The sequence below is a fragment of the Enterococcus sp. DIV1758 genome (assembly GCF_051711985.1).
GTDB classification, from domain to species: Bacteria; Bacillota; Bacilli; order Lactobacillales; family Enterococcaceae; genus Enterococcus; species Enterococcus faecalis.
This window is the reverse complement of sequence record NZ_JBIOOA010000001.1, coordinates 2,411,288-2,433,324: the sequence shown is the minus strand read 5'-3', so window position 1 is coordinate 2,433,324 and position 22,037 is coordinate 2,411,288. Positions and strand designations below refer to the sequence as shown.

Sequence of the window (22,037 nt, the reverse complement as noted above, 5' to 3'; positions counted from 1 at the left end):
TTAAAGGCATAAAAATTTTATCTCTGTTATAATGAAGGTAACCAGATAAAAGTGAGGTCAAATAATGAAAAAAATGCATGTTGAAAGTGAATTTGCACCGTTGCGTTCAGTTGTTTTAGCACAATCGCAATTTTGTTTACCAGATAAATTTGATGAAGCGGATACGACTTTTTTAACAGAGGAAAATGCCCGTTTAACACAGAATAATGAAGGGCGTGATTTAGCAGACTTTGCACCAGAACAACAAGTTCGTTGGGAAAAAGAAAAAGAAGTCATGCAAGGAGTATTAGAATCTTATGGCGTAGAAGTATTTCGTCCGCGTTTATTGACAACCTATGAAAAAGAACATGGCAAGGAATTGGGTGTAGGATATAGTAACTTCTTTTCACGAGACCCTTTTTTTACAATTGGCAATCTCTTAATAGAAGGAAACTTAAGATTCCAACACCGTCGACAAGAAATTTTACCAATTCGTCCGATTATTCAGCAGTGGACACAAGAAGCAGAAGGCTATTATTTTGCTGCGCCACAACCTGACATTTCTGAAGGGGCTTTAAGTGAAGCAGGTCCCTTTATTGAAGGCGGCGATGTTTTAGTTTTAGGAAAAACAATTTTTGTGGGCTACTCCGGTTTGGCAAGTAACCTAGCGGGGATTCAGTGGTTGACCAATATGATTGGTCATTTTGGTTATGAGGTGGTGCCAGTTCGGTTACATCCACATATTCTCCACTTAGATTGTGCGTTAAGCTTGTTGAGAGATGGCTTGATGATTGTTTGTGAAGAAGCCTTTTTGGATGGTCTTCCTGCGCAATTAGCAAACTGGGAAAAAATTCACGTTACTTTGCAAGAAGCAGCGTATTTAGTGACAAATGGTCTACCACTTAATGAAGAAACGTATATAACGGACCAATCGTTTACAACCTTAATTCCTCAAATAGAGGAAAAAGGTATCAAAGTTGAGGCAATTGATTACCATGTTTCTAGAATGTTAGGTGGTTCTTTCCGTTGTACAACGCAAGCTTTGATTAGAGAATAGTCAGCGAGTGATTATCAATTTTCGTAAGAAAAAATGTACGTTTTGTCTATGAAAACGATATAATTTTAGTTTTCACTAATTTTTTTAAAAATATCGAGGGAATTTTGATTTAATAAATGCGAGAAAACGTCAAAATGTTAGTGTTTGTTACTAATGTTTTGACGTTTTTTCGCTGTTTTTTTATAAAATCACCACTTTATATATGGAAAAAAACAATATCTTTTTTGAAAATTACGTTTTCAAAGACGCGAAAAGTCGTTGGAACCTTGCTGTTATAGTAAATTCATTTTTTTTGCATGAGGTGTTTAAAATTTGAAATCACAAGCAGGCTTTTTTTCGCTATACTTAATTTACGTTCTACCGAGATAGAAAAGTTTTTAACTTTTTTATTCATTAATCAACCAAGATAATAAAGGAGAGAGTAAAATGAAGAAAAAAACATTGGTAACTTTATTTGCAGGAACAGCTATTTTAGGAGCAAGCATCGCTCCTGCAGCAGCACATGCAACAACGACTGGTACAACACCAGCAAACGTAGAAATGACGAGTGGTTCATTACCACCTGATGGGACTGGAGATGGTGACGGAGATACACAAGATCCAGATCCTGCAAATCCGAATACTAACTTTGATTTGTTATATGTTCCAACAGAATTCAAATTTGCTGCGACAGAAGTTAGTTCTGATTTATCAGCGATTTCATTAGATGCAAAAGGAACCCAAACAAAACGTTATGCCGTTGGGGATGTTCGTGGAACACAAGCTGGTTGGTCGGTTACTGCAGGCGTTGCTGAAATGAAAAATGGTACTGCTACTTTAGAAGGTTCAATTACCTTTACACAAACAGGGGCTGTAGCTAAATACAATGAAACAGCAAAAACATACTCACGTGATGTGGCTGCCTTTGCAGCAGACCCAGGAAGCCCTGAATTTGCTGGAACAACTATTCCAGTAGGTGGAGCAGCTGTATCAATTGCTACAGCAGCAGTTGGTAAAGGTCAAGGTACATGGGATTCTGAATTATCAAATGTAAAATTAAACATTACAACACCTAGTTCACAAATTACAAATGGTGCGTATACAGGTAACGTAACTTGGACATTAGTGGCTGCGCCATAAACAGTTACTAACGAGAATACTGCATTACTAGAAAAGGAGCTGCGCAGTGGTGCACGGCTCCTTTTCGATACATAGGAGGAACAAATAATGAAGACAATGCGCTGGCTAATCGTCACAGTTTTTATTTGTGTGATGGCATTAAGCATCCCTTCTGCTGTACAAGCAGAAGAAGCGGATGACAACATGAATACAAAATTTACAGTTAAACCCAATATCCCAGAGAATCAAGCGAAAAATACGCAATCCTACTACGATCTCATTGTGAAACCAGGACAGAAACAAGAAGTAGAACTGTCATTAATTAATAAAACAAATGAAGAATTAACGATTGATTTAAATTTGGCAAATGCTACGACGAATGACAATGGTTTAATTGTGTACAATGATTTCGAGAAAAAACCAGATGCAAGTTTGAAAGTACCCTTGACAACATTGATCAAATTGCCTGAGGAACACGTGAAAGTTCCCGCTAAGAAAACCGTAGCAGCCAAAATGACTGTCGAAATTCCAGAAAATGGTTTTCAGGGATTAGTCTTAGGTGGTGTCTATGCTTCGCTTGCAGAAGATGAAAAGGAAGAAAAAGGAAAATCAACGGGGTTAACCAGTCGATATGGGTTTAACGTAGCGATTGCTTTACGAACGTCAGAAGATACACCAATGTATCTAGCAGAGACTCTTCAATTAGTTAAATTAGTTCCGACCATTGCTTTAGGAAATAAATCGGTCCAAGCGGTTATTCAGAATCCGACATCCGCTATTTTTCCTGAAGTACGTTTAGAAGGAAAAGTAACGAAAAAAGGCGAAACGAAAGAATATGCCAAACGGATTTTACCAAGTGTTCGTTTCGCACCGAATTCGACGATGAACTTCCATTTAGATTTCGGGAAAGAAGATCTTCGTCCAGGAACCTATATTTTTGAAGGAAAAGCGGTCTTGAAAGAAGATGAACAACAAGTGTGGCCGTTTAAGCAAGAATTTACCATCAGTAGTCAAGAAGCCAAGAAATTAAACAAAGAAGCAGTAGTGAAATTGGTCCTACCGACTTGGTGGAATCAAGCTTTTTATGGATTGTTAGCTGCAACAATTGTGAGTCTAATTCTAGCTATTTGGCGTTTTACACAACAGAAAGCAATACTAAAACAACAAGCCTATTTACAACAAGAAAAACAGGCAGCCTTGAAAAATAGACAAGGAGTGCGCGATGATGACAGCGAAAAGTAAAGGGTCACTTCTGGTGACATTAGGAATGCTTTTAATCATCGCCAACGCGAGTCTGACCGCTTCTTCTGAGAGCTTTGCAGAAGAAGCGGGACAAACGAATATCGGTGTGACGCTTTATAGAGGGAAGGCACCCCTAAAAACGGAAGGTGATACTAAGTCAACAGAACAACCAGTCACTAATAAAGATAAAAAAACGTCACAACAACAAGACAAAGTGATCAGAAAAAACACTGCTAAGACGAATCCGACTATTGCACAGACGTCCTTACCAAGGACAGGTGAACGAAATAGCACATGGCTTTACAGCCTTGGTATTGCCTGTTTACTTGTAGCACTAATAAGTTTCTATTATTTGAATAAAAAAAGGAAAAAGGAAAAATAATGTGCTGTTTTTATAAACAGAGTCAATTGTAGAAGGAGGAATATAGATGGAGATTACGATGTGGATTTGGATTTGTGCTGGCTTGGCCGTCCTTTGTTTTGCTTTATTTTTACTGTTCTTAGTAAGTAGCATGAATTTTGTTCATCAAGCAAAGCCTAAGCAGTCTTTAGTAAAACAATCAATGTTTAGTTGGCTGCTTCTGGTGATGTGTGGTGGCTGGGTAGCAATAGCTATCTTGCTGAATATCGCATTACAAACACAATTAACATAAAGACAACCCGTTGTAAGTTTTTGAGAAACTTGCAACGGGTTTTTGTTAACTTTAAAATAAAGAACGGTACAATTTATCAAAAAAGTACAGTAGACATTTGTACCCAACTTAGATAGAAAATAAAGCGCTATCATTATATGATGATTACAGGAGGAGGACACAGCTGTGAATTATAAAATAAGTTATCTCCTTGACGAGTATGCAGGGCAAAAAATTGCGCTCTCTTTGGCTCAACAAATAACCGATCTTTCGCAACGAGAATTAGTGACACAACTTTCGACAATAGGCGGAGAAGTTCAAAAGAATACCGTCAGCATTCCAAACCTTTCCGCAAATGAATGGGGAAAACAACTTTTTCAACAACGTCAAGTGATTTATAGCGAAACAGAAAGACAAGCACTCATTTTTTTACTCACTTATTCAGAAATCGAAGAACTATCGGTGTATCATTACCAAAATTTTTTAGATGTTTCGAAAGGTACTATTTTAGCGGACATCAAAAAAGTACGACACCAACTAGCGACTGAAAACATTGCTTTATCCTACGAACGAAAACGAGGGTTTTACCTAGAAGGAGATGAATTTCGGATTCGTCGTTTCGGGAAAAATTGGCTTGCCCGCCTCTTACAACAAAAGTCGGGCACCTTCGCTTTATTTTGCTGGCTCAGCCAGCATCAAATGAGCCAATACGCAAAAATGCGTGACGGCATTCAATTAGCCGTCCAGGAAGCACAGCTTCAACTGGTACCCAGCAGATTGGATGAAATTAGTTACTTTCTTGCTTTCTCTCAAAAAAGATTAGGCAAATATAAAACAGTCGTCTGGCCTGAGAACCAGTTAATTCAGTCCTTACGCGCTTATCCCGTCAGTCGTCGTATTTTAAGTGATTTAGTTGGGCCAGTGGCGAATGTAGAAACTGAGAGTCTTTTTTTAACGATTTGTTTAATGACAGCCTTGCAAGGAGAATTGCGAGATACGAAGTTAGAGTTTTTATTAGATATTTCTGGTGAAATTATTCGGAAAATGGAATTATTGGCCGTCGTTCAATTTGAACAGCCTCGTGAATTGCTCATGAATGTGTATTATCATCTGGTTCCTGCTTATTTTCGGATTAACTATGGCTTTTACTTACCGAATGTTTTAATCAAGGATATTCGACAATCGTATCGGTCGCTTTATCATCTTTGTGAACAAGCGTTAGCTCCTTTAGAAAAATTAACGAAACGTTCAATCCCGTCAGAGGAAATTGGTTTTTTTACCATATTATTTGGTGGAGAAATTTTCGGCCAAAAAAATGAACAGCGGCAAGAAAAGCTAAAAGCGCTAATTGTTTGTCCCAGTGGTATCAGTTCTTCGTTGATTTTGCAATCGGAATTGCGTCGGCTATTTCCAATGATTGAATTTAAAGAAACAAATGCGGTGAGGGAAATAGAGAATGTGTCTGAAAAAAGCTATGACATCATTTTCTCAACGGTCCCTATTGAAACAGCCAAAAAGGTTTATCTTACCAAGCCCATTATGAGCTCTTTGGAGAAAAATCAATTGATGCACCAAGTTCAATCAGATTGTCTATTGCCAGGTATTTCCATGCCAGATGTTAAAGATATTTTAGATGCGTTAAAACCTTACATTTCCTTAAAAAAAGGAGTCACAGAAGCGCAGTTATATCGTGTCTTGCATCGTAAAATGAACAAAATTTTAGAAAAAGAGGAGGATCTGCGTCCAATGTTATCGGAATTATTAACAACAGAAACAGTCCAAGTCCTGCCTGAAGTTGCAGACTGGCGAGCGGGAATTACAGAAGCTGCCAAGCCGTTATTAAAAAATGGCAGTATTACGGAAAAGTACATTGATGCAATGATTCAAAAAGTCGAATCGTTTGGGCCATTTATCCATATCTGTCCAGACGTAGCATTGCCTCATGCGCGACCAGAAGATGGCGTTAATCAGTTAGGCATGTCATTACTAAAAATCCAAAAAAGTGTCGATTTATTGGAAGATCCTAAGCATGAAATTCACCTTTTTATTTGTTTAGCTGCTTCAGATAACGAAACACATTTACGGGCCTTATCTAGTCTGACAAAAATTCTATCAAAAAAAGAATCATTACATCGCTTAGTGGCGGCTGAAACCGTCCCAGAAATATTATCAATTATCCAAGAAGGAGAGAAATAAGATGAAGATTTTTACAGTTTGTCAAAGTGGTTTAGGAACAAGTTTTATGGTGCAAATGAATATCCAACAAATTTTAGAGGAAGTCGGTGTTGATACAGATAATTTTCAAATTGATCACACAGATGTCGGGAGTGCCAGTGGTGATATGGCTGATTACTTCTTTGTCGAAAAAACATTGCAAGATGCTTTAGGGTCAATTCCTGATGAAAAAATCATTCCTTTAAATGCGATTATTGATTACGATGAAACGAAGGAGAAAGTCTTGAAAGTTTTAGATGACAATGGCATTGCACATCAATAAGAAGGAGGAAAAACATGGAAACTTTATTGAATTTATTTGTTTCAATTGTTAGTCAGCCAGCGATTCTGGTTTCATTAATTGCTTTGTTGGGATTAGTTTTACAGAAAAAGAAATTTTCTGATGTTGTTCAAGGAACGTTGAAAACATTCGTCGGCTTCTTAGTTTTAATTGGTGGCGCAGGGCTATTGGCGAACTCATTAACGCCCTTTGCGGAGATGTTCCAAACCGCATTAAATACACAAGGCGTGGTGCCTAGTAATGAAGCGGTTGTAGCGATTGCCTTGCAACAATATGGGACACCAACTGCTCTGATTATGTTGGTGGGCATGGTTGTTAATATTCTGTTGGCGCGTTTTACACGTTTTAAATATATCTTTTTGACAGGTCAAGCGATGATGTACGTTTCGTGTTTGACAGCCGTTATTTTAGTTGGGGCCGGTTTTAGCGTTAGTTTGCCAATGATTCTTTTAGGTGGTTTATTTGAAGGAACTTTATTAACAGTGACACCTGCTCTTTGTCAGCCCTTTATGAAACAAATTACTGGAAATGATAAAGTAGCAATGGGGCATACAGGGAATATTGGTTATGCTGCAAGTGGCTTTATTGGAAAAGTCTTTGGGAATAAAGAAAAGTCAACGGAAGATATTAAAATTCCTAAAAGTTTTGGTTTTTTAAGAGACTCAACCATCTCAATTATGATTTTGATGTCGATTGTCTATGTGATTTTGGCTTTGCTGGCTGGGACAGGCTATGTCGAGCATGAGTTAAGCAATGGCGAAAATGCGATTATCTTTTCATTAATTCAAGCAGGAACCTTTACGGCTGGTTTCGTAGTGGTTTTACAAGGTGTGCGGATGGTTTTAGGAGAAATTGTACCAGCTTTCCAAGGAATTGCTAAAAAATTAGTGCCTAATTCTAAACCAGCACTTGATGTTCCAATTATCTTTCCTTATGCGCCAAATGCTGTCTTGATTGGGTTCTTTGTGAGCTTTATTGTGGGAACTATTTCAATGTTAGCGATGGTTGGTCTGAATACCACCGTGATTATACCAGGCGTTGTTGGGCACTTTTTCTGTGGTGCCGCGGCAGGCGTTTTTGGAAATTCCACAGGGGGACGTCGGGGAGCGATTTTAGGGGCTGCGTTTAATGGCTTATTAATTAGTTGGTTACCGTTATTTATTTTACCAGTCTTGGGTGATCTACAGTTAGCATCCTCAACGTTTGCGGATACAGATTATTTAATCCCAGGCCTATTTTTAGGTAAATTAGGTGAGGCAGGTCCGAGTCTTTTAGTAGGAGGAATCATTGCTTTTGTAGTGGTTGTTCTTTTGGCTAGCGCTGTTTTGACTATGCGGGAGAAAAAAGTCGCCGAAGAAAACTAAGTGTTTTGTTCTAAAAAAAGGCAAGTGGGACAGAAGTCGTTTTGACTTCTGTCCCATTTGCCTTTTACCATTGTTCTTGGATAAACTGTGCAATTTGTTTCCGCACTTGTCGTCCTTCGGGCAAGTATTGTTTCATTGCGAAAACGTGTTGCATGCCAGGCACCAATCGGCAAGTATCTTGTGGTCGTGGCCCTAATTGTTTTAAAAATTGGTGATAGGAAGGACAAAAAACTTCATGTGTGCCGCCCACGAAAAAAAGTGGCGGAAATTTTTGATAATCAAAGGACAAGCAATTTAAAGAAAGCGTGGAGTGATTAGCCGTGTCATCAATCTCTTGGGCAATTAATTGTAAATAGTTCATGCCAATCATTTTGTCCTTTTTTTGATAACTTTTGGCAACAGGAATGTCTAAATGTCCATCTAACCAAGGAGAAATTAAAACAGCAGCTTTGGGTAAGCGTTCAGGGAAATCGATGGCTAAATTCTGCAATACGTTTAAAACCAATGTGCCACCAGCAGAATCACCTAATAAAATAACGTCTTCGGGATCATAATGCTGTAAAATTTCTTGATAAGCAGCATAGCAATGATCATAAATATCAGCAAAAGACTTATTTGGTGCTAATGGATATACAGGGATAAAATAATCTGTTGCAAAAGAGAGATCTTCAATTAGTTTATAACTAAAGTCTAATTGGCTATAGGCGAGATTCAATGTAAAGCCCCCACCATGCAGGTACAGTACAGCTTTCTTGGTAGGTGCAATAACGGAGTTTGACATGCGATACATCGTAGGAAATTGAGTCATTTCTTGAAGAGGAAAAAGATGACGTAAATGTTTTGGCAAAGTCACTTGTTCATTTAATGATCGTTGCCAATGATAAAAAGCCTTGGTGACTTTCGGATTTCGTTCAAGTCGAGCAATTTGGGAAAGACGTAAAGAATCTTCAAAAAGACAGGCTTTTAAGGATTTTTGACGAGAACGTGCGTGAAATAAATATGCGCTAGCTAACAACAAACCAATCGATTTCTTTTTCAATTAAGGCCCTCCATTCAGCAAAAAGTAAATCATTTTTTCTACAGTATAACATTTTAAAAGTAGAACAACGAAATTTGTTGAAGGGATGAAAGGACGGTTTAAACGAATGTACGTATTTATTTGTGGTTGCGTAAAGTAAATGATTGTAGTAAATTAAATGAGATTAAGAGGTCCGGTGAATGGGCGCGTTCACGGCAAGGAGAGAAGTAGGATGACAAATAAAAAGGTTACAATTAAAGATGTTGCCAATGACTCAGGTGTCTCCATTACTACCGTTTCACAAATTTTAAACGGGAATGGGGCACGGTTTAGTGGGAAAACGGTCGAAAAAGTATTGGCTGCAAAAGAGCGATTAAACTATCAGCCCGACTATTTTGCGCAACGTATGGTGATGAAAAAAAGTAAGACGATTGGCGTAATCGTACCTGATATTACCAACCCATTTTTCGCGCAATTGATTCGAGGAATTGAAAGTGTTTTATACAAAGAAAATTTTATACTGATGTTATGCAATGCGGACCAAGATGTTACAAGAGAACATGAATATTTAACAGAGTTGATTCGTCGTAGTGTCGATGGCTTTGTGATTGCAAGTTCTGAAATTTCCAATCAAACGATTAATGAAACGCTACGTGCGAAAAAGATTCCGTTTATTGTACTTGACCAAAAAAAAGCAGAAGGCTTTAGCGATGCTGTTTTGACAGACGATTATAGAGGTGGGCAACTAGCAGCAAAGCATTTACAAGAGCAACGACATAAACAGGTCGTCGTGGTAATGCCACCACATGCGCCAGTCAATATTCAGCAACGTTTAAAAGGTTTTTGTTCTGTTTATACGGAAAAGGTCCAGTTGATCGAAACAGAATTATCAAAAACCGGCGGCTACCAAGCTGTCCCCGAAATTTTAAAAACAGAGAGCACCGGAATTTTTGCTATCAATGATGAAATTGCTTTTGGTTTATATCGAGGATTAGCAGAAGCGGGCAAAAAAATTCCTGAGGATTATAGTATTATTGGTTATGACAATGTTGATATGTGCGAGTATGTTTCGCCGCCGCTAACAACAATTGCTCAACCTGTTTTTCAATTGGGGCAAACTACGGCGACTTTATTATTGGAAAGAATCCATCAGCCTGCAAAAGATTGGGAGGAGCAAACCTTGCCTGTCCAACTGATTGAACGATTTTCGACAGCACCCTTGAAATAGCTTTCAAGGTGTGCTATATTTTTGTTGTGGAATTAAAACGTTTTACTAAAACGTTTTAATTAGAATGAAAAAATAAATTTTATTGAGGTGGATGAAAATGAACGCGGTTACAATTATCGGAAGTATCAATTTAGACACAACATTAAGAGTCAAAGAAATGCCAAAACCAGGCGAAACAATTCACGCCATTGAACATTTTACAGCGGGTGGTGGTAAAGGAGCAAACCAAGCAGTCGCAGCGAAACGTTCAGGCGCAGAAACATATTTTATTGGTGCTGTGGGAAATGATGGCGCTGGAGCTATGATGACTGATTTAATGAGTCAAGATGAAATTAATTTAACTGGGGTCACCACTTTAGAGAAAACAGCTACTGGCCAAGCCTTTATTATGGTAGATAACGCTGGTGAAAATAGCATTATGATTTACGCAGGAGCCAATAACGCCTTTACGCCAAAACAAGTACAGGAACATCAAGAAATTATTGAAAAAAGTGATTTTGTGATTGCCCAATTTGAAAGTGCGATTGATAGTACGATTGCAGCGTTTAAAATTGCTAAAAAAGCAGGCGTCAAAACGATTTTAAATCCCGCACCTGCGTTAGAACAAGTTCCTGAAGAATTACTAAACGTGACAGATATGATTGTACCAAATGAAACAGAAACCGAAATTTTAACAGGCATTAAAATCACAGATGAAGCTAGTATGCGTAAAGCCGCAGAAGCACTTCATCAATTAGGGATTGAAGCAGTAATTATTACAGTAGGTAGTAAAGGCGCCTTTTATGACGTTAATGGACGAAGTGGTATTGTGCCTGCTTTTAAAGTGAAAGCGGTTGATACAACGGCTGCTGGCGATACTTTTATTGGCGCATTAAGTAGTATATTAGAGAAAGACTTTAGCAATTTGGAAGAAGCTATTCGTTATGGAAACAAGGCGTCCTCGTTGACTGTTCAACGTTTTGGAGCCCAACCTTCGATTCCTTATCAACACGAATTGGCAGACAAATAAAAAGGAGCGAGCGACATGAAAAAAACAAAAGTTATTAATTCAGATATTTCCCGCGTCATCGCACAAATGGGTCATTTTGATAAATTAAGTATTGGTGATGCAGGCATGCCTGTGCCTCGGACTACAGAAAAAATTGATTTAGCTGTTACTAATGGTGTCCCTAGTTTTATGGAAGTTTTAAACAATGTTCTTGAGGAATTGGCAGTTCAACGAATTTATTTAGCAGAAGAAATTAAAACAGAAAATCCTGATATGTTGACAGCAATTAAAACTCGTTTACCAGAAACTCCCATCAGTTTTATTCCTCATACAGAAATGAAACAAGAATTAAACAACTGCCATGCATTTATTCGGACAGGGGAAATGACCCCTTACGCAAATATTTTATTAGAAAGTAACGTTGTCTTTTAAACGAGAGAGGAGAAATAGAGATGAATGCGACTGCATTATTAATCGGTTTAGGACCGCTTCTAGGTTGGGGGCTTTTCCCAACAATCGCTTCCAAAATTGGTGGTCGTCCAGTGAATCAAATTCTTGGTACCAGTTTAGGAACATTAATTTTTGCCGCTATTTTTTCAATGATTAATGGTTTAGCTTTTCCAACGGGCATGGATTTATTCTTTTCAATTTTATCTGGTGTCGGTTGGGCCTGTGCGCAAATCATTACGTTTAAATGCTTCACGATGATTGGGTCATCACGTGCTATGCCAGTAACGACCGCGTTCCAACTTTTAGGTGCTTCTCTCTGGGGTGTCTTTTTCTTAGGAAACTGGCCAGGTGCGACAGCCAAATTGTTAGGCGCATTTGCCTTAGTGTTAATCATGATTGGTGCCAAAATGACGGTCTGGTCGGAAACGGAGTCCGCTGAGAGTGCTGGGATTATGAAAAAAGCAGTTCTTCTATTAGCCGTTGGTGAAATCGGCTATTGGGCGTACTCTGCAGCACCCCAAGCGACGGCAATTGATGGCATGCATGCCTTTTTACCACAAGCAATAGGCATGGTAATTGTCGCAGTTATTTATTCAGCAGTTGTCACTATTAAGGGTGGGGAAACATCTCCATTTATAGAAGCTGTTTCTTACAAACAAATTTTTTCAGGCTTTTTCTTCGCCTTTGCAGCGTTAACTTATTTAATTTCAGCGCAGCCAGATATGAACGGCTTGGCAACGGGCTTTATTCTATCCCAAACATCAGTTGTGCTTGCAACGTTGACAGGTATTTGGTTCTTAGGTCAAAAGAAAACAGCCAAGGAAATGACCGTAACGATTATCGGCTTAGTTTTGATTTTGGCAGCAGCTACGATCACAGTGATGATTTAAAAAAGTATTCAACGACCTATTATTCAGGGCGTTGAATACTTTTTTTTATTTGTTCTAAAAATAATGCAGCAGCTGTGGAAAGAACCGTATTTTTGCGCCAAATTAAACTAATTTTGGCTGTTAAAGCAGGATATAGCGGGATAAAACGTAAATTTGTTTGCTTTGTTTCTAGAATACCATCAATGCTTAGGGCGCTACCTAGCCCAGCTTCTACCATCAGTGAAGCGTTGTAAAGTAAGTTGTAGGTCCCAACGATTCGGAACTGATCTAGACTTGCTTCGAGCCAATCAGAGAGTTGGCTCGGAACTTGTGCTTGTCGAGAAATAAATAAAGGTTCTTCTTTTAAATCGGCTGCAGTAATAACATTTTTAGTGGCTAAGGGATGGTCCTTTACAGTAATTAAGCCCCATGTATCTACAATTGGTAATGTTAAATAGCTATATTTTTGTTTAGGTGCAGGCTCAATAATTAAACCAAAATCTAATAATCCTTTGTCTAGCCGTTCTATTACATCATCTGCATTCCCACTGTATAAATGAAGGTGAATATCAGCTGAGTGCTGGCTTGTTATTTGTTGTAGTGCATTCGCTAAAAAAGACATAGCTTTTGTTTCGCCGCCACCAATCGTGATTTCGCCATTAATGAATTCATTTTGCGACAAGTTGGTGACTGTTTTATTCGCTAAGCTTAAAATATCTTGCCCTTGTTTAGCTAAATATTCTCCTTCAGGTGTTAGTTGTATTTGTCGATTTCCTCGTATAAATAATGTCACGCCTAATTCTTCCTCTAATTCTTTTAATTGCTTAGATAATGTTGGTTGTGATACATGCAATTGTTTGGCTGCGCCACTAATCGTTTTTTCTTGGACCACTGCTAAGAAATAGTGAATCACTCGTAATTCCATTACTTTCCCTCCTATAACTAAAACGCATACTTATCTATTTATTATAAGTATTAGACAGAGGAGTTGTCACGTATTACGATAAATTTAGCAAAAGGAGGCGATTAGGAATGCTTACAAAAAATCTCCAAGAACTAATTGCAACAGGTAGCATTGATAAAGATGAACCACTATTTCAACTTATTCATCAGATTCAAGAGGAAAATAGTCGCTATTTAATAGAATTAAATCAACAAGCCTACACACATAATGAAGTAAGGAATCTTCTTGCCACGATTATCCAAGACAAAATTGACGAAACCGTTACGATTTTATTGCCTTTTTATACAGATTTTGGACGCAATATACATTTTGGTAAAAATATTTTTATTAATCGGGCAGCTATGTTTGTTGATTTAGGGGGCATTATAATTGAAGACAATGTTTTAATTGGGCCGCGCGTTAATCTCTTAAGTGTCAATCATCCGGAACTGCCAATGAAACGGCGAGGTGTATTGCTAGCACCAATTACCATTAAAAAATTTGCGTGGTTAGGCGCGGGTGTCACTGTTTTACCAGGTATTACGATTGGTGAAAATGCTATCGTAGCAGCTAATGCGACTGTAACTAAAGATGTGCCAGCTAACGCTATTGTTGCAGGAACACCAGCTAAAATTATTCGTTGGATTCAGGAAGATAAGGAGGAAATATAATGAAATCATTATCAGAAAAAGTTATTATTATCATGGGCGCTTCCAGTGGCATCGGTGAGGCAACAGCCCGTTTACTTGCCAGAAAAGGAGCGAAGTTAGTCATTGCAGCACGTCGACAAGAACGTTTAATTGCTATAAAAAAAGAACTTCCTGAAGCAACGATTCTCGTGCAACAAGCAGATGTAACGAAAGAAGAGGAAGTTCAGCGTGTAATCAAGCTTACAATGGAAAAATATGGACGAATTGATGTTCTTTTTAACAATGCAGGAGTTATGCCAACGGCGCCTCTTATTGAAGCACCAAAAGGAGAATGGCGTCAAATGCTAGATATTAATATTATGGGTGTTTTAAATGGCATTGCGGCAGTTCTTCCAATTATGGTTGAACAAAAATCAGGGCAGATTATTGCTACTGATTCTGTGGCAGGACATGTCGTTTATCCAGATTCGGCTGTCTACTGTGGAACAAAGTTTGCTGTTCGAGCAATTATGGAAGGATTGCGACAAGAACAAAGAGAGAATAACATTAAATCAACGATTATTTCACCAGGTGCTGTACAAACAGAACTTTATCAAACAATTTCTAATCGAGTAGTAGCTGAAACGTTACATCTAGAACAGTTAAGTTGGGGCTTAAAGGCGGAAGACATTGCGCAAGCGGTGGTCTTTGCCATAAACACGCCAGATCGTATGTCAATCAGTGAAATGGTTGTTCGCCCGACAACACAAACGATTTAATTTAAAAAGTATTCCTAGAAAGGAATACTTTTTTTTAATCGTGATTGTTCGTTTTTTACAGAATTTAGAATTTGATATTTACTTATTTGTTGGTTTATTATATGATTAAACACGTTGTTTCATTAATAAATTGAATATTTTACGAACATTGTAAAATATTTAGATTTTAGGAGGACGGAACATGAAAGAAAAAATAAGTTCATATTTTGAACTTGAACAATTGAATACGAATATGAAACGAGAAATGTTAGCTGGTTTCACCACATTTATCTCAATGGCGTATATTTTGTTCGTTAATCCAACCGTACTTGGTGCTTCTGGCATGGACGAAGGCGCTGTTTTTACTGCCACCGCTTTAGCGAGTGCCTTAGGTTGTATTTTAATGGGTGTGTTGGCGAAATATCCGATTGCGACAGCACCAGCTTTAGGAATTAATGCATTCTTTGCTTATTCAGTCTCTGTTGGTATGGGGATTCCTTGGCAAACGACATTAGCAGGCGTTTTTGTGGCTTCATTGATATTTATTTTAATTACAATTTTTAAATTACGCGAGCTAATTATTGATGCAATTCCTGCAGACTTGAAATTTGCCATTTCAGGTGGGATCGGGTTGTTTATTGCTTTTCTTGGTTTAAGCCAAGGTGGCTTAATTGTGGCTAATGATGCGACACTCGTTGGCTTAGGACCTTTGAACGTTGGCTCAACGTGGGTCACCATTGTCGGCTTAGTCGTAACTGCAATTTTGTTAGTTCGTCGAGTGCCTGGTGGTATTTTTATTGGGATGGCAATTTCAACGATTGTTGGTTTAGCGACAGGGGTTATTCCAATGCCTGATAAGATTATTTCAAGCGCGCCAAGTTTAGAACCAACATTTTTAGTGGCGTTAGGACATGTGAAAGATATCAATACGATTCAAATGTGGGTCGTGGTTTTAACGTTCCTATTAGTAACATTCTTTGATACGGCTGGTACGTTGGTGGGCTTAGCCAATCAAGCAGGTTTTATGAAGGACAATAAAATGCCGCGTGTGGGGAAAGCTTTAGCCGCTGATTCAACAGCGATGTTAGCTGGTTCTCTACTAGGGACATCGCCAGTTGGCGCATATGTCGAATCATCTGCGGGGATTGCTGTGGGTGGTCGTTCAGGAATCACAGCTATTACAACCGGGATTTTATTTATTTTCAGCTTGCTATTTTCTCCTTTGTTAGCAGTTGTCACTTCGCAAGTTACAGCACCAGCGTTGATTATTGTTGGCGTTTTGATGGCACAATCCTTAAGCAAAATTAAATGGAACGAGATGGAAATTGCAATCCCTTCCTTCTTAATCTTGTTAGGAATGCCATTGACATATAGCATTTCAGATGGGATTGCCTTAGGCTTTATCTTCTATCCAATTACAATGATTGCGGCAAAACGTGGGAAAGAAGTTTCACCAATTATGTATGGCTTGTTCTTTGTTTTTGTCGGATTCATGTGGATCCTGAATGCGCAATAAGTAAGAGAGAAAGTTATCAAATAGTTGATTCATAAGACAATGAACTTATGAATCAACTATTTTTTTTCGACTAAGCACTAGAAAAACGCCCCTTATTTGATGTATAATTTGCAAAGACATTGACCTGTGAAGATACAGGAACAGAGAGGAATTAATTGAGTGAAATATACAGAAATTATGGTTCGCTATGGCGAATTATCAACTAAAGGAAAAAATCGTAAAACGTTTATCATGCAGTTAGCACAAAATGTGAAACGTGCGTTAGCTGATTTTCCAGCATTGAAAATCCATGCAGATCGAGACAGAATGCATATTTTATTAAATGGGGAAGATAGTGAAGAAGTGATTCCGAAACTAAGTAAAGTGTTTGGGATTCAAAATTTTTCGCCAAGTATTCGTATTGAAAAAGAAATGCCAGCGATTCGTGCAATGGTTCAAGAGGTTGTTCGGGAAGTTTATACGCCAGGTAAGACGTTTAAAATTACTGCTAAACGTTCGGACCATTCATTTGAACTTGATTCAAATGGCTTGAATCAAGAATTAGGTGGGGCTGTTATTGAAGCCATCCCGGAAATTCAAGTACAAATGAAAAAGCCTGATATCAACTTAAGAATTGAAATTCGTAAAGATGCGGCGTATTTATCTTATGAAACGATTCGTGGTGCGGGTGGATTGCCAGTGGGCACCAGTGGTCGTGGTATGTTGATGTTGTCAGGAGGCATTGATTCACCAGTTGCAGGTTATTTAGCTATGAAACGTGGCGTGGAAGTGGAAGCTGTCCATTTTGCTAGTCCACCTTATACAAGTGAACAAGCGTTACAAAAGGCCAAAGATTTAGCTGAAAAATTAGTCCCTTATGTAGGAACTATTCAATTTATTGAAGTGCCCTTTACAGAAATTCAAGAAGAAATAAAACGAGTTGTTCCCCAAGGCTACTTAATGACCATTACACGACGTTTAATGTTACGCTTAACAGATGCAATTCGTGAAATGCGGAAAGGTTTAGTCATTATTAATGGTGAATCGTTAGGACAAGTGGCTTCGCAAACACTTCAAAGTATGGTAGCAATTAATGAGGTTACCTCAACACCGATAATTCGCCCCGTTGTTTCAATGGATAAGACAGAAATTATCGAAATTGCCGAAAAAATTGACACGTTTGAATTAGCCATCCAACCCTTCGAAGATTGTTGTACAATTTTTGCGCCACCGCAACCGAAAACACGACCTCGCTTAGATAAAGCGCAAGATTATGAAGCGCGCTTAGACTTGGAAGGTTTAATGGCTCGGGCCTTAGAAGGGCTCAAAATTACAGAGATTTCAGCAGAAACAGCGAAAGATAAACAAGAAGACGAATTTGCAGATTTTCTATAAGAAATAAATACAGTGACGGTCGCTTAGACGTCACTGTATTTATTTTGTACTTATTTCACAAACAAGTTGCTCGGAGAGGGGAACCGTGATAAACTGAATATGTGAAGTAGGTAACAAGGAGGACAGAGGATGGAGAAAAAAATGCCTAAAGCAACGGCAAAACGTTTGCCGGTTTATTTACGTTATTTAAAAATGTTAGGGGATTCTGGTGTTAAACGTATTAAATCACGAGAGTTTAGTGAAATGATCCAGATTCCTTCTGCAACGATTCGGCGTGATTTTTCCCATGTTGGTGAACTGGGCCGAAGCGGTTATGGTTACGATGTGCCGTATTTAATTGAGGTATTTAGTAATATTTTAAATACGCAAGAAGAAAAAAGAATTGCTCTGATTGGTTGTGGCAATTTAGGCAAGGCATTATTAAAAAATAATTTTAGACGCAACGAGAATTTGAATATTGTTTGTGCTTTTGATAATGATTCAGCTTTAGTTGGCACCACGATTAATGGATTATTAGTTCATGATATGTCTGAGTTAGAAGCATTCGTTCGACAAGAAGGGGTCACGGTAGCCATTTCTACAGTGCCAAGTCACCATGCCCAAAAAGCCATCGACAAAATTGTTCAAGCGGGTGTGACTGCGATTTTAAATTTTGCGCCAGACCGTGTCAGTGTGCCAGCCAACGTTAGTGTGCAGTATATTGATTTAACAACGGAACTGCAAACACTGATTTATTTTAATGAAACTTTTTCACTAGCAAATAGCCCAAAGCAATAAAATTGTCTTCATAAAAATCCTCTACTATACTTATTATTGAAAGTGGAAAAGGAGGATTTCAGAATGAATGTTACAAGAAAAGGGCACGTATTAGAATTGACAGGTGAACAGCCCGAAGTTGGCACAAAAGCCCCCGTCTTTTCTTTGAAAAATTTAAACAACCAAGAAATCAACTTGGCAGATTATAAAGGTAAAACGGTTTTAATTAGTGTGGTTCCTGATATCGACACACGTGTTTGTTCACTGCAAACGAAACGTTTCAATCAAGAAGCGGCGAAATTAGACGGTGTTCAGATTATCACGATTTCCAATAACACAGTTGAAGAACAAGCAAATTGGTGTGCCGCTGAGGGTGTCGAAATGGAAATGCTTCATGATACTGAAGACTCATTTGGTGCAGCTTATGGTTTGTATATTCCAGAAATGGGCCGTTTAGCACGTGCTATTTTTGTGATTGACCCAGAAGGAACGTTAGTTTATGAAGAAATCGTCTCAGAAGTTTCGTCGGAACCCGATTATCAACAAGCGTTAGAAGCTGCAAAAAAAGTGTAATCCCTCTAGATTACAAATTGACTTTGCTTGCGCTTCATTGTAGAATGAAGCAAAGACAGCGAACAAGAGGAGTATCATTGGCGTCGTTTTAGAGAAAAAGTCGTTCAGGTGCAAGACTTTTACACAACCAGTGAGAAGGTAGCTTGTGAGTCAATGGTTTGAACACAGTACGTTAGTAGAACGATTCGTTTCGTGAACGTTATCTCACGAATGAGTGGCATTTGAATGAATTCAATTCAAATGCAATTTAGGTGGTACCGCGTAAATAAGATGAATCTACGCCCTAAAATACGAAAGTATTTTAGGGCGTATTTTAGTGTTTAGCTCAAAAAACTCATTTGTAAAATAATTACCGCTCCAAATCGCGTATTTTAAGAAAGAAGGGGAAAAAATGTCAGAAGAAAAAAACTTACCAACGAAATATCAACCGACAGAAATCGAAGCTGGCCGTTATCAAAAATGGCTAGATCAAGATTTATTTAAACCAAGTGGCGACAAAAAAGCGAAGCCCTATTCAATTGTTATTCCACCACCTAATGTAACAGGGAAGCTACACTTAGGGCATGCTTGGGATACAACATTACAAGATATGATTATTCGCCAAAAAAGAATGCAAGGCTTTGATACGTTATGGCTACCAGGAATGGACCATGCCGGAATTGCCACGCAAGCAAAAGTAGAAGAGAAACTAGCACAACAAGGAGTTTCACGTTACGACTTAGGTCGTGAAAAATTTGTTGATCAAGTGTGGGAATGGAAAGAAGAATATGCTTCTCACATTCGTGAACAGTGGGCAAAAATGGGTCTTTCTTTAGATTACAGCCGTGAACGTTTCACTTTAGATGAAGGGCTATCTGAGGCTGTTCGTAAAGTGTTTGTCTCTCTTTACGAGAAAGATTTGATTTACCGTGGTGAGTATATCATTAACTGGGATCCGAAAGCGAAAACAGCATTGTCTGATATTGAAGTAATCCATAAAGATATTGAAGGAGCTTTTTACCACATGAGCTACCCATTATCAGATGGTTCTGGTGTTGTTGAAATTGCGACAACGCGTCCTGAAACAATGTTGGGAGATACGGCGATTGCGGTCCATCCAGAAGATGAACGGTATCAGGAACTTATTGGTAAGACAGTTGTCTTGCCATTAGTCGATAAAGAAATTCCAATTATTGCAGATGACTATGTAGATATGGAATTTGGAACAGGGGTTGTAAAAATCACACCTGCCCATGATCCAAATGACTTTGAAGTCGGTAATCGTCATGACTTACCTCGAGTAAATGTTATGAACGAAGACGGCACGATGAATGAACTGGCTGGAAAATATGAAGGAATGGATCGTTTTGCTGCACGTAAAGCGATTGTCTCTGACTTGAAAGAACTAGGTCGCTTAATTAAGATCGAAACAATGAATCACAGCGTGGGCCATTCAGAACGAACAGGCGTTGTCGTGGAACCACGTTTATCGACCCAATGGTTTGTAAAAATGGGACCACTAGCTGAAAAAGCAATGAAAAATCAAGAAACAGAAGACGCTGTTGAATTTTATCCACCACGCTTCAATCAAACATTTTTACGTTGGATGGAAAATGTACATGATTGGGTTATTTCGCGACAATTATGGTGGGGCCATCAAATTCCTGCTTGGTATCACAAAGAAACGGGCGAGATGTATGTTGGAATGGAAGCACCAGCCGACAGTGAAAACTGGGTTCAAGATAGTGATGTCTTAGATACATGGTTTAGTTCTGCATTATGGCCATTTTCAACGATGGGCTGGCCGGACGAAGCAAGCGAAGATTATCAACGTTACTTCCCAACAAGCACATTAGTTACTGGCTATGACATCATCTTCTTCTGGGTGAGTCGTATGATTTTCCAAAGTTTAGAGTTTACAGGTGAACGTCCCTTCCAAAATGTCTTAATTCACGGCTTAATTCGTGATGAGCAAGGACGCAAAATGAGTAAATCATTGGGGAATGGGATTGATCCAATGGATGTCATCGAAAAATATGGTGCAGATGCGTTACGTTGGTTCTTATCAAATGGTTCAGCTCCAGGTCAAGATGTTCGTTTTAGTTATGAAAAAATGGATGCTTCTTGGAACTTTATCAATAAGATCTGGAATGCAAGTCGCTTCGTTATCATGAATGTAGAAGGTATGACTGCTGCAGATATTGACTTTAGTGGTGAAAAGACTGTCGCTGATCGTTGGATTTTAACGCGCTTAAACGAAACAGTCGCCCGTGTGACAGAATTATTTGATCGTTTTGAATTCGGTGAAGCAGGTCGTCAATTATACAACTTCATCTGGGATGATTTCTGTGATTGGTATATTGAAATGAGTAAAGAGATTCTTTACGGAGACAATGAAGTAGCTAAACAAACAACACGGAGCATCTTGGTGTACACATTGGATCAAATCTTACGCTTATTGCATCCAATTATGCCGTTTGTAACAGAAGAAATTTGGGAAAAAATTCCGCATCAAGGTGAGTCATTGGTTGTGGCAGAGTATCCAGTTGTGCATGAAGAATTTAACGATGAAGCAGCAGCTCGAGGAATGGAAGTTCTGAAAGAAGTCATTCGTTCAGTTCGGAATATTCGAGCAGAAGTGAATACACCACTTTCTAAACCAATTACCTTGTTAATTAAAACAAACGATACAGAAGTAGAAGAATTTTTAACAGCTAATACTAGCTACTTAGAACGCTTCTGTAACCCAGAGGAATTAGTCATCAGTCGTGAAATAGAAGCGCCAGAATTAGCCATGTCCGCTGTATTAACAGGCGCAGAACTATTCCTACCATTAGCTGGGTTGATTAATATCGAGGAAGAAATTGCTCGCTTAGAAAAAGAATTAGACAAATGGACAAAAGAAGTCAAACGTGTGCAAGGCAAGCTTTCAAATGAACGTTTTGTGTCAAATGCACCAGATGAGGTCGTGGAAGCAGAACGTGCAAAAGAAAAAGACTACCTTGAAAAACAAGAGGCTGTCAAAGAACGGATTGCCCAATTACGTTCAATCTAAAAAAGAAAAGACAA

21 protein-coding genes and 1 other annotated feature are annotated in these 22,037 nt (G+C 38.5%); of the genes, 19 read left to right on the top strand and 2 right to left on the bottom strand.

Annotated elements, in window-relative coordinates; translation table 11 throughout:
* The first annotated feature begins 64 nt into the window (after nt 1-64).
* The 8 genes from IGJ52_RS11865 (at nt 65) to IGJ52_RS11830 (ending at nt 7,887) form a co-directional block, all read left to right on the top strand.
* Complete coding sequence (locus tag IGJ52_RS11865; RefSeq protein WP_016614488.1) at nt 65-1,036, top strand: dimethylarginine dimethylaminohydrolase family protein; 972 nt, start codon at nt 65-67, stop codon at nt 1,034-1,036.
* 426 nt (nt 1,037-1,462) lie between these two features.
* Nucleotides 1,463-2,155 (top strand): WxL domain-containing protein, encoded by a 693-nt coding sequence (locus IGJ52_RS11860; RefSeq protein WP_002415866.1) that lies wholly within the window; start codon nt 1,463-1,465, stop codon nt 2,153-2,155.
* An 87-nt stretch (nt 2,156-2,242) separates the two neighbouring features.
* A complete protein-coding gene (locus IGJ52_RS11855) occupies nt 2,243-3,376 on the top strand; it encodes a DUF916 and DUF3324 domain-containing protein (protein ID WP_002419331.1) in 1,134 nt (377 codons plus the stop codon).
* Complete coding sequence (locus IGJ52_RS11850) at nt 3,357-3,758, top strand: LPXTG cell wall anchor domain-containing protein (RefSeq protein WP_002419330.1); 402 nt, start codon at nt 3,357-3,359, stop codon at nt 3,756-3,758. The genes IGJ52_RS11855 and IGJ52_RS11850 overlap by 20 nt, the downstream gene beginning before the upstream one ends.
* A 46-nt stretch (nt 3,759-3,804) precedes the next feature.
* Entirely contained in the window at nt 3,805-4,029 is a 225-nt protein-coding gene (locus tag IGJ52_RS11845) for a hypothetical protein (RefSeq protein ID WP_002415869.1), read from the top strand.
* Between the two features lie 165 nt (nt 4,030-4,194).
* On the top strand, nt 4,195-6,204 hold the full coding sequence (locus tag IGJ52_RS11840) for a BglG family transcription antiterminator (RefSeq protein WP_438792127.1): 2,010 nt from the start codon (nt 4,195-4,197) through the stop codon (nt 6,202-6,204).
* 1 nt (nt 6,205) lies between these two features.
* Nucleotides 6,206-6,505 (top strand): PTS sugar transporter subunit IIB, encoded by a 300-nt coding sequence (locus IGJ52_RS11835; protein WP_002355095.1) that lies wholly within the window; start codon nt 6,206-6,208, stop codon nt 6,503-6,505.
* 14 nt (nt 6,506-6,519) lie between these two features.
* Nucleotides 6,520-7,887 carry a PTS ascorbate transporter subunit IIC gene (locus tag IGJ52_RS11830; RefSeq protein WP_002355097.1) on the top strand — a complete coding sequence of 456 codons (1,368 nt, stop codon included), beginning with the start codon at nt 6,520-6,522 and terminating at the stop codon, nt 7,885-7,887.
* Nucleotides 7,888-7,951: 64 nt separating this feature from the next.
* Here the strand turns inward: IGJ52_RS11830 and IGJ52_RS11825 are convergent, their stop codons facing one another.
* Nucleotides 7,952-8,926, bottom strand: coding sequence for an alpha/beta hydrolase (locus IGJ52_RS11825; RefSeq protein ID WP_033601105.1), 975 nt, complete (start codon nt 8,924-8,926; stop codon nt 7,952-7,954).
* A 211-nt stretch (nt 8,927-9,137) separates the two neighbouring features.
* Here IGJ52_RS11825 and rbsR point away from each other — a divergent pair, with 211 nt between their 5' ends.
* The 4 genes from rbsR to rbsU all read left to right on the top strand — a co-directional run bounded on the left by rbsR (nt 9,138) and on the right by rbsU (nt 12,461).
* Entirely contained in the window at nt 9,138-10,133 is a 996-nt protein-coding gene (gene rbsR, locus IGJ52_RS11820; protein ID WP_002370032.1) for a ribose utilization transcriptional repressor RbsR, read from the top strand.
* Between the two features lie 91 nt (nt 10,134-10,224).
* Nucleotides 10,225-11,142, top strand: coding sequence for a ribokinase (gene rbsK, locus IGJ52_RS11815; RefSeq protein WP_002381157.1), 918 nt, complete (start codon nt 10,225-10,227; stop codon nt 11,140-11,142).
* 15 nt (nt 11,143-11,157) lie between these two features.
* Nucleotides 11,158-11,553: a D-ribose pyranase gene (gene rbsD / locus IGJ52_RS11810; protein ID WP_002355102.1), complete on the top strand. Its 396-nt coding sequence runs from the start codon at nt 11,158-11,160 to the stop codon at nt 11,551-11,553.
* Between the two features lie 20 nt (nt 11,554-11,573).
* Nucleotides 11,574-12,461, top strand: coding sequence for a ribose/proton symporter RbsU (rbsU, locus tag IGJ52_RS11805; RefSeq protein ID WP_002359154.1), 888 nt, complete (start codon nt 11,574-11,576; stop codon nt 12,459-12,461).
* A 19-nt stretch (nt 12,462-12,480) separates the two neighbouring features.
* On the opposite strand, the gene IGJ52_RS11800 is transcribed toward rbsU, so the two are convergent.
* A complete protein-coding gene (locus IGJ52_RS11800; RefSeq protein WP_002365269.1) occupies nt 12,481-13,365 on the bottom strand; it encodes a LysR family transcriptional regulator in 885 nt (294 codons plus the stop codon).
* A gap of 107 nt (nt 13,366-13,472) precedes the next feature.
* Here IGJ52_RS11800 and IGJ52_RS11795 point away from each other — a divergent pair, with 107 nt between their 5' ends.
* The 7 genes from IGJ52_RS11795 to IGJ52_RS11765 all read left to right on the top strand — a co-directional run bounded on the left by IGJ52_RS11795 (nt 13,473) and on the right by IGJ52_RS11765 (nt 22,023).
* On the top strand, nt 13,473-14,054 hold the full coding sequence (locus IGJ52_RS11795; RefSeq protein ID WP_002355105.1) for a DapH/DapD/GlmU-related protein: 582 nt from the start codon (nt 13,473-13,475) through the stop codon (nt 14,052-14,054).
* A complete protein-coding gene (locus tag IGJ52_RS11790) occupies nt 14,054-14,791 on the top strand; it encodes an SDR family oxidoreductase (protein WP_010816787.1) in 738 nt (245 codons plus the stop codon). Before IGJ52_RS11795 ends, IGJ52_RS11790 begins: the two co-directional genes overlap by 1 nt.
* 181 nt (nt 14,792-14,972) lie before the next feature.
* Nucleotides 14,973-16,286, top strand: coding sequence for an NCS2 family permease (locus IGJ52_RS11785; RefSeq protein WP_002355107.1), 1,314 nt, complete (start codon nt 14,973-14,975; stop codon nt 16,284-16,286).
* A gap of 159 nt (nt 16,287-16,445) precedes the next feature.
* Complete coding sequence (thiI, locus tag IGJ52_RS11780) at nt 16,446-17,660, top strand: tRNA uracil 4-sulfurtransferase ThiI (protein WP_002359156.1); 1,215 nt, start codon at nt 16,446-16,448, stop codon at nt 17,658-17,660.
* A gap of 129 nt (nt 17,661-17,789) precedes the next feature.
* Nucleotides 17,790-18,437: a redox-sensing transcriptional repressor Rex gene (locus IGJ52_RS11775; protein WP_002365189.1), complete on the top strand. Its 648-nt coding sequence runs from the start codon at nt 17,790-17,792 to the stop codon at nt 18,435-18,437.
* Between the two features lie 63 nt (nt 18,438-18,500).
* Nucleotides 18,501-18,989 carry a thiol peroxidase gene (gene tpx, locus IGJ52_RS11770; protein ID WP_002367321.1) on the top strand — a complete coding sequence of 163 codons (489 nt, stop codon included), beginning with the start codon at nt 18,501-18,503 and terminating at the stop codon, nt 18,987-18,989.
* A 49-nt stretch (nt 18,990-19,038) separates the two neighbouring features.
* Nucleotides 19,039-19,278 (top strand) — a binding site (T-box leader).
* Nucleotides 19,279-19,380: 102 nt separating this feature from the next.
* Nucleotides 19,381-22,023: a valine--tRNA ligase gene (locus IGJ52_RS11765; protein ID WP_002415875.1), complete on the top strand. Its 2,643-nt coding sequence runs from the start codon at nt 19,381-19,383 to the stop codon at nt 22,021-22,023.
* Nucleotides 22,024-22,037: the final 14 nt, after the last annotated feature.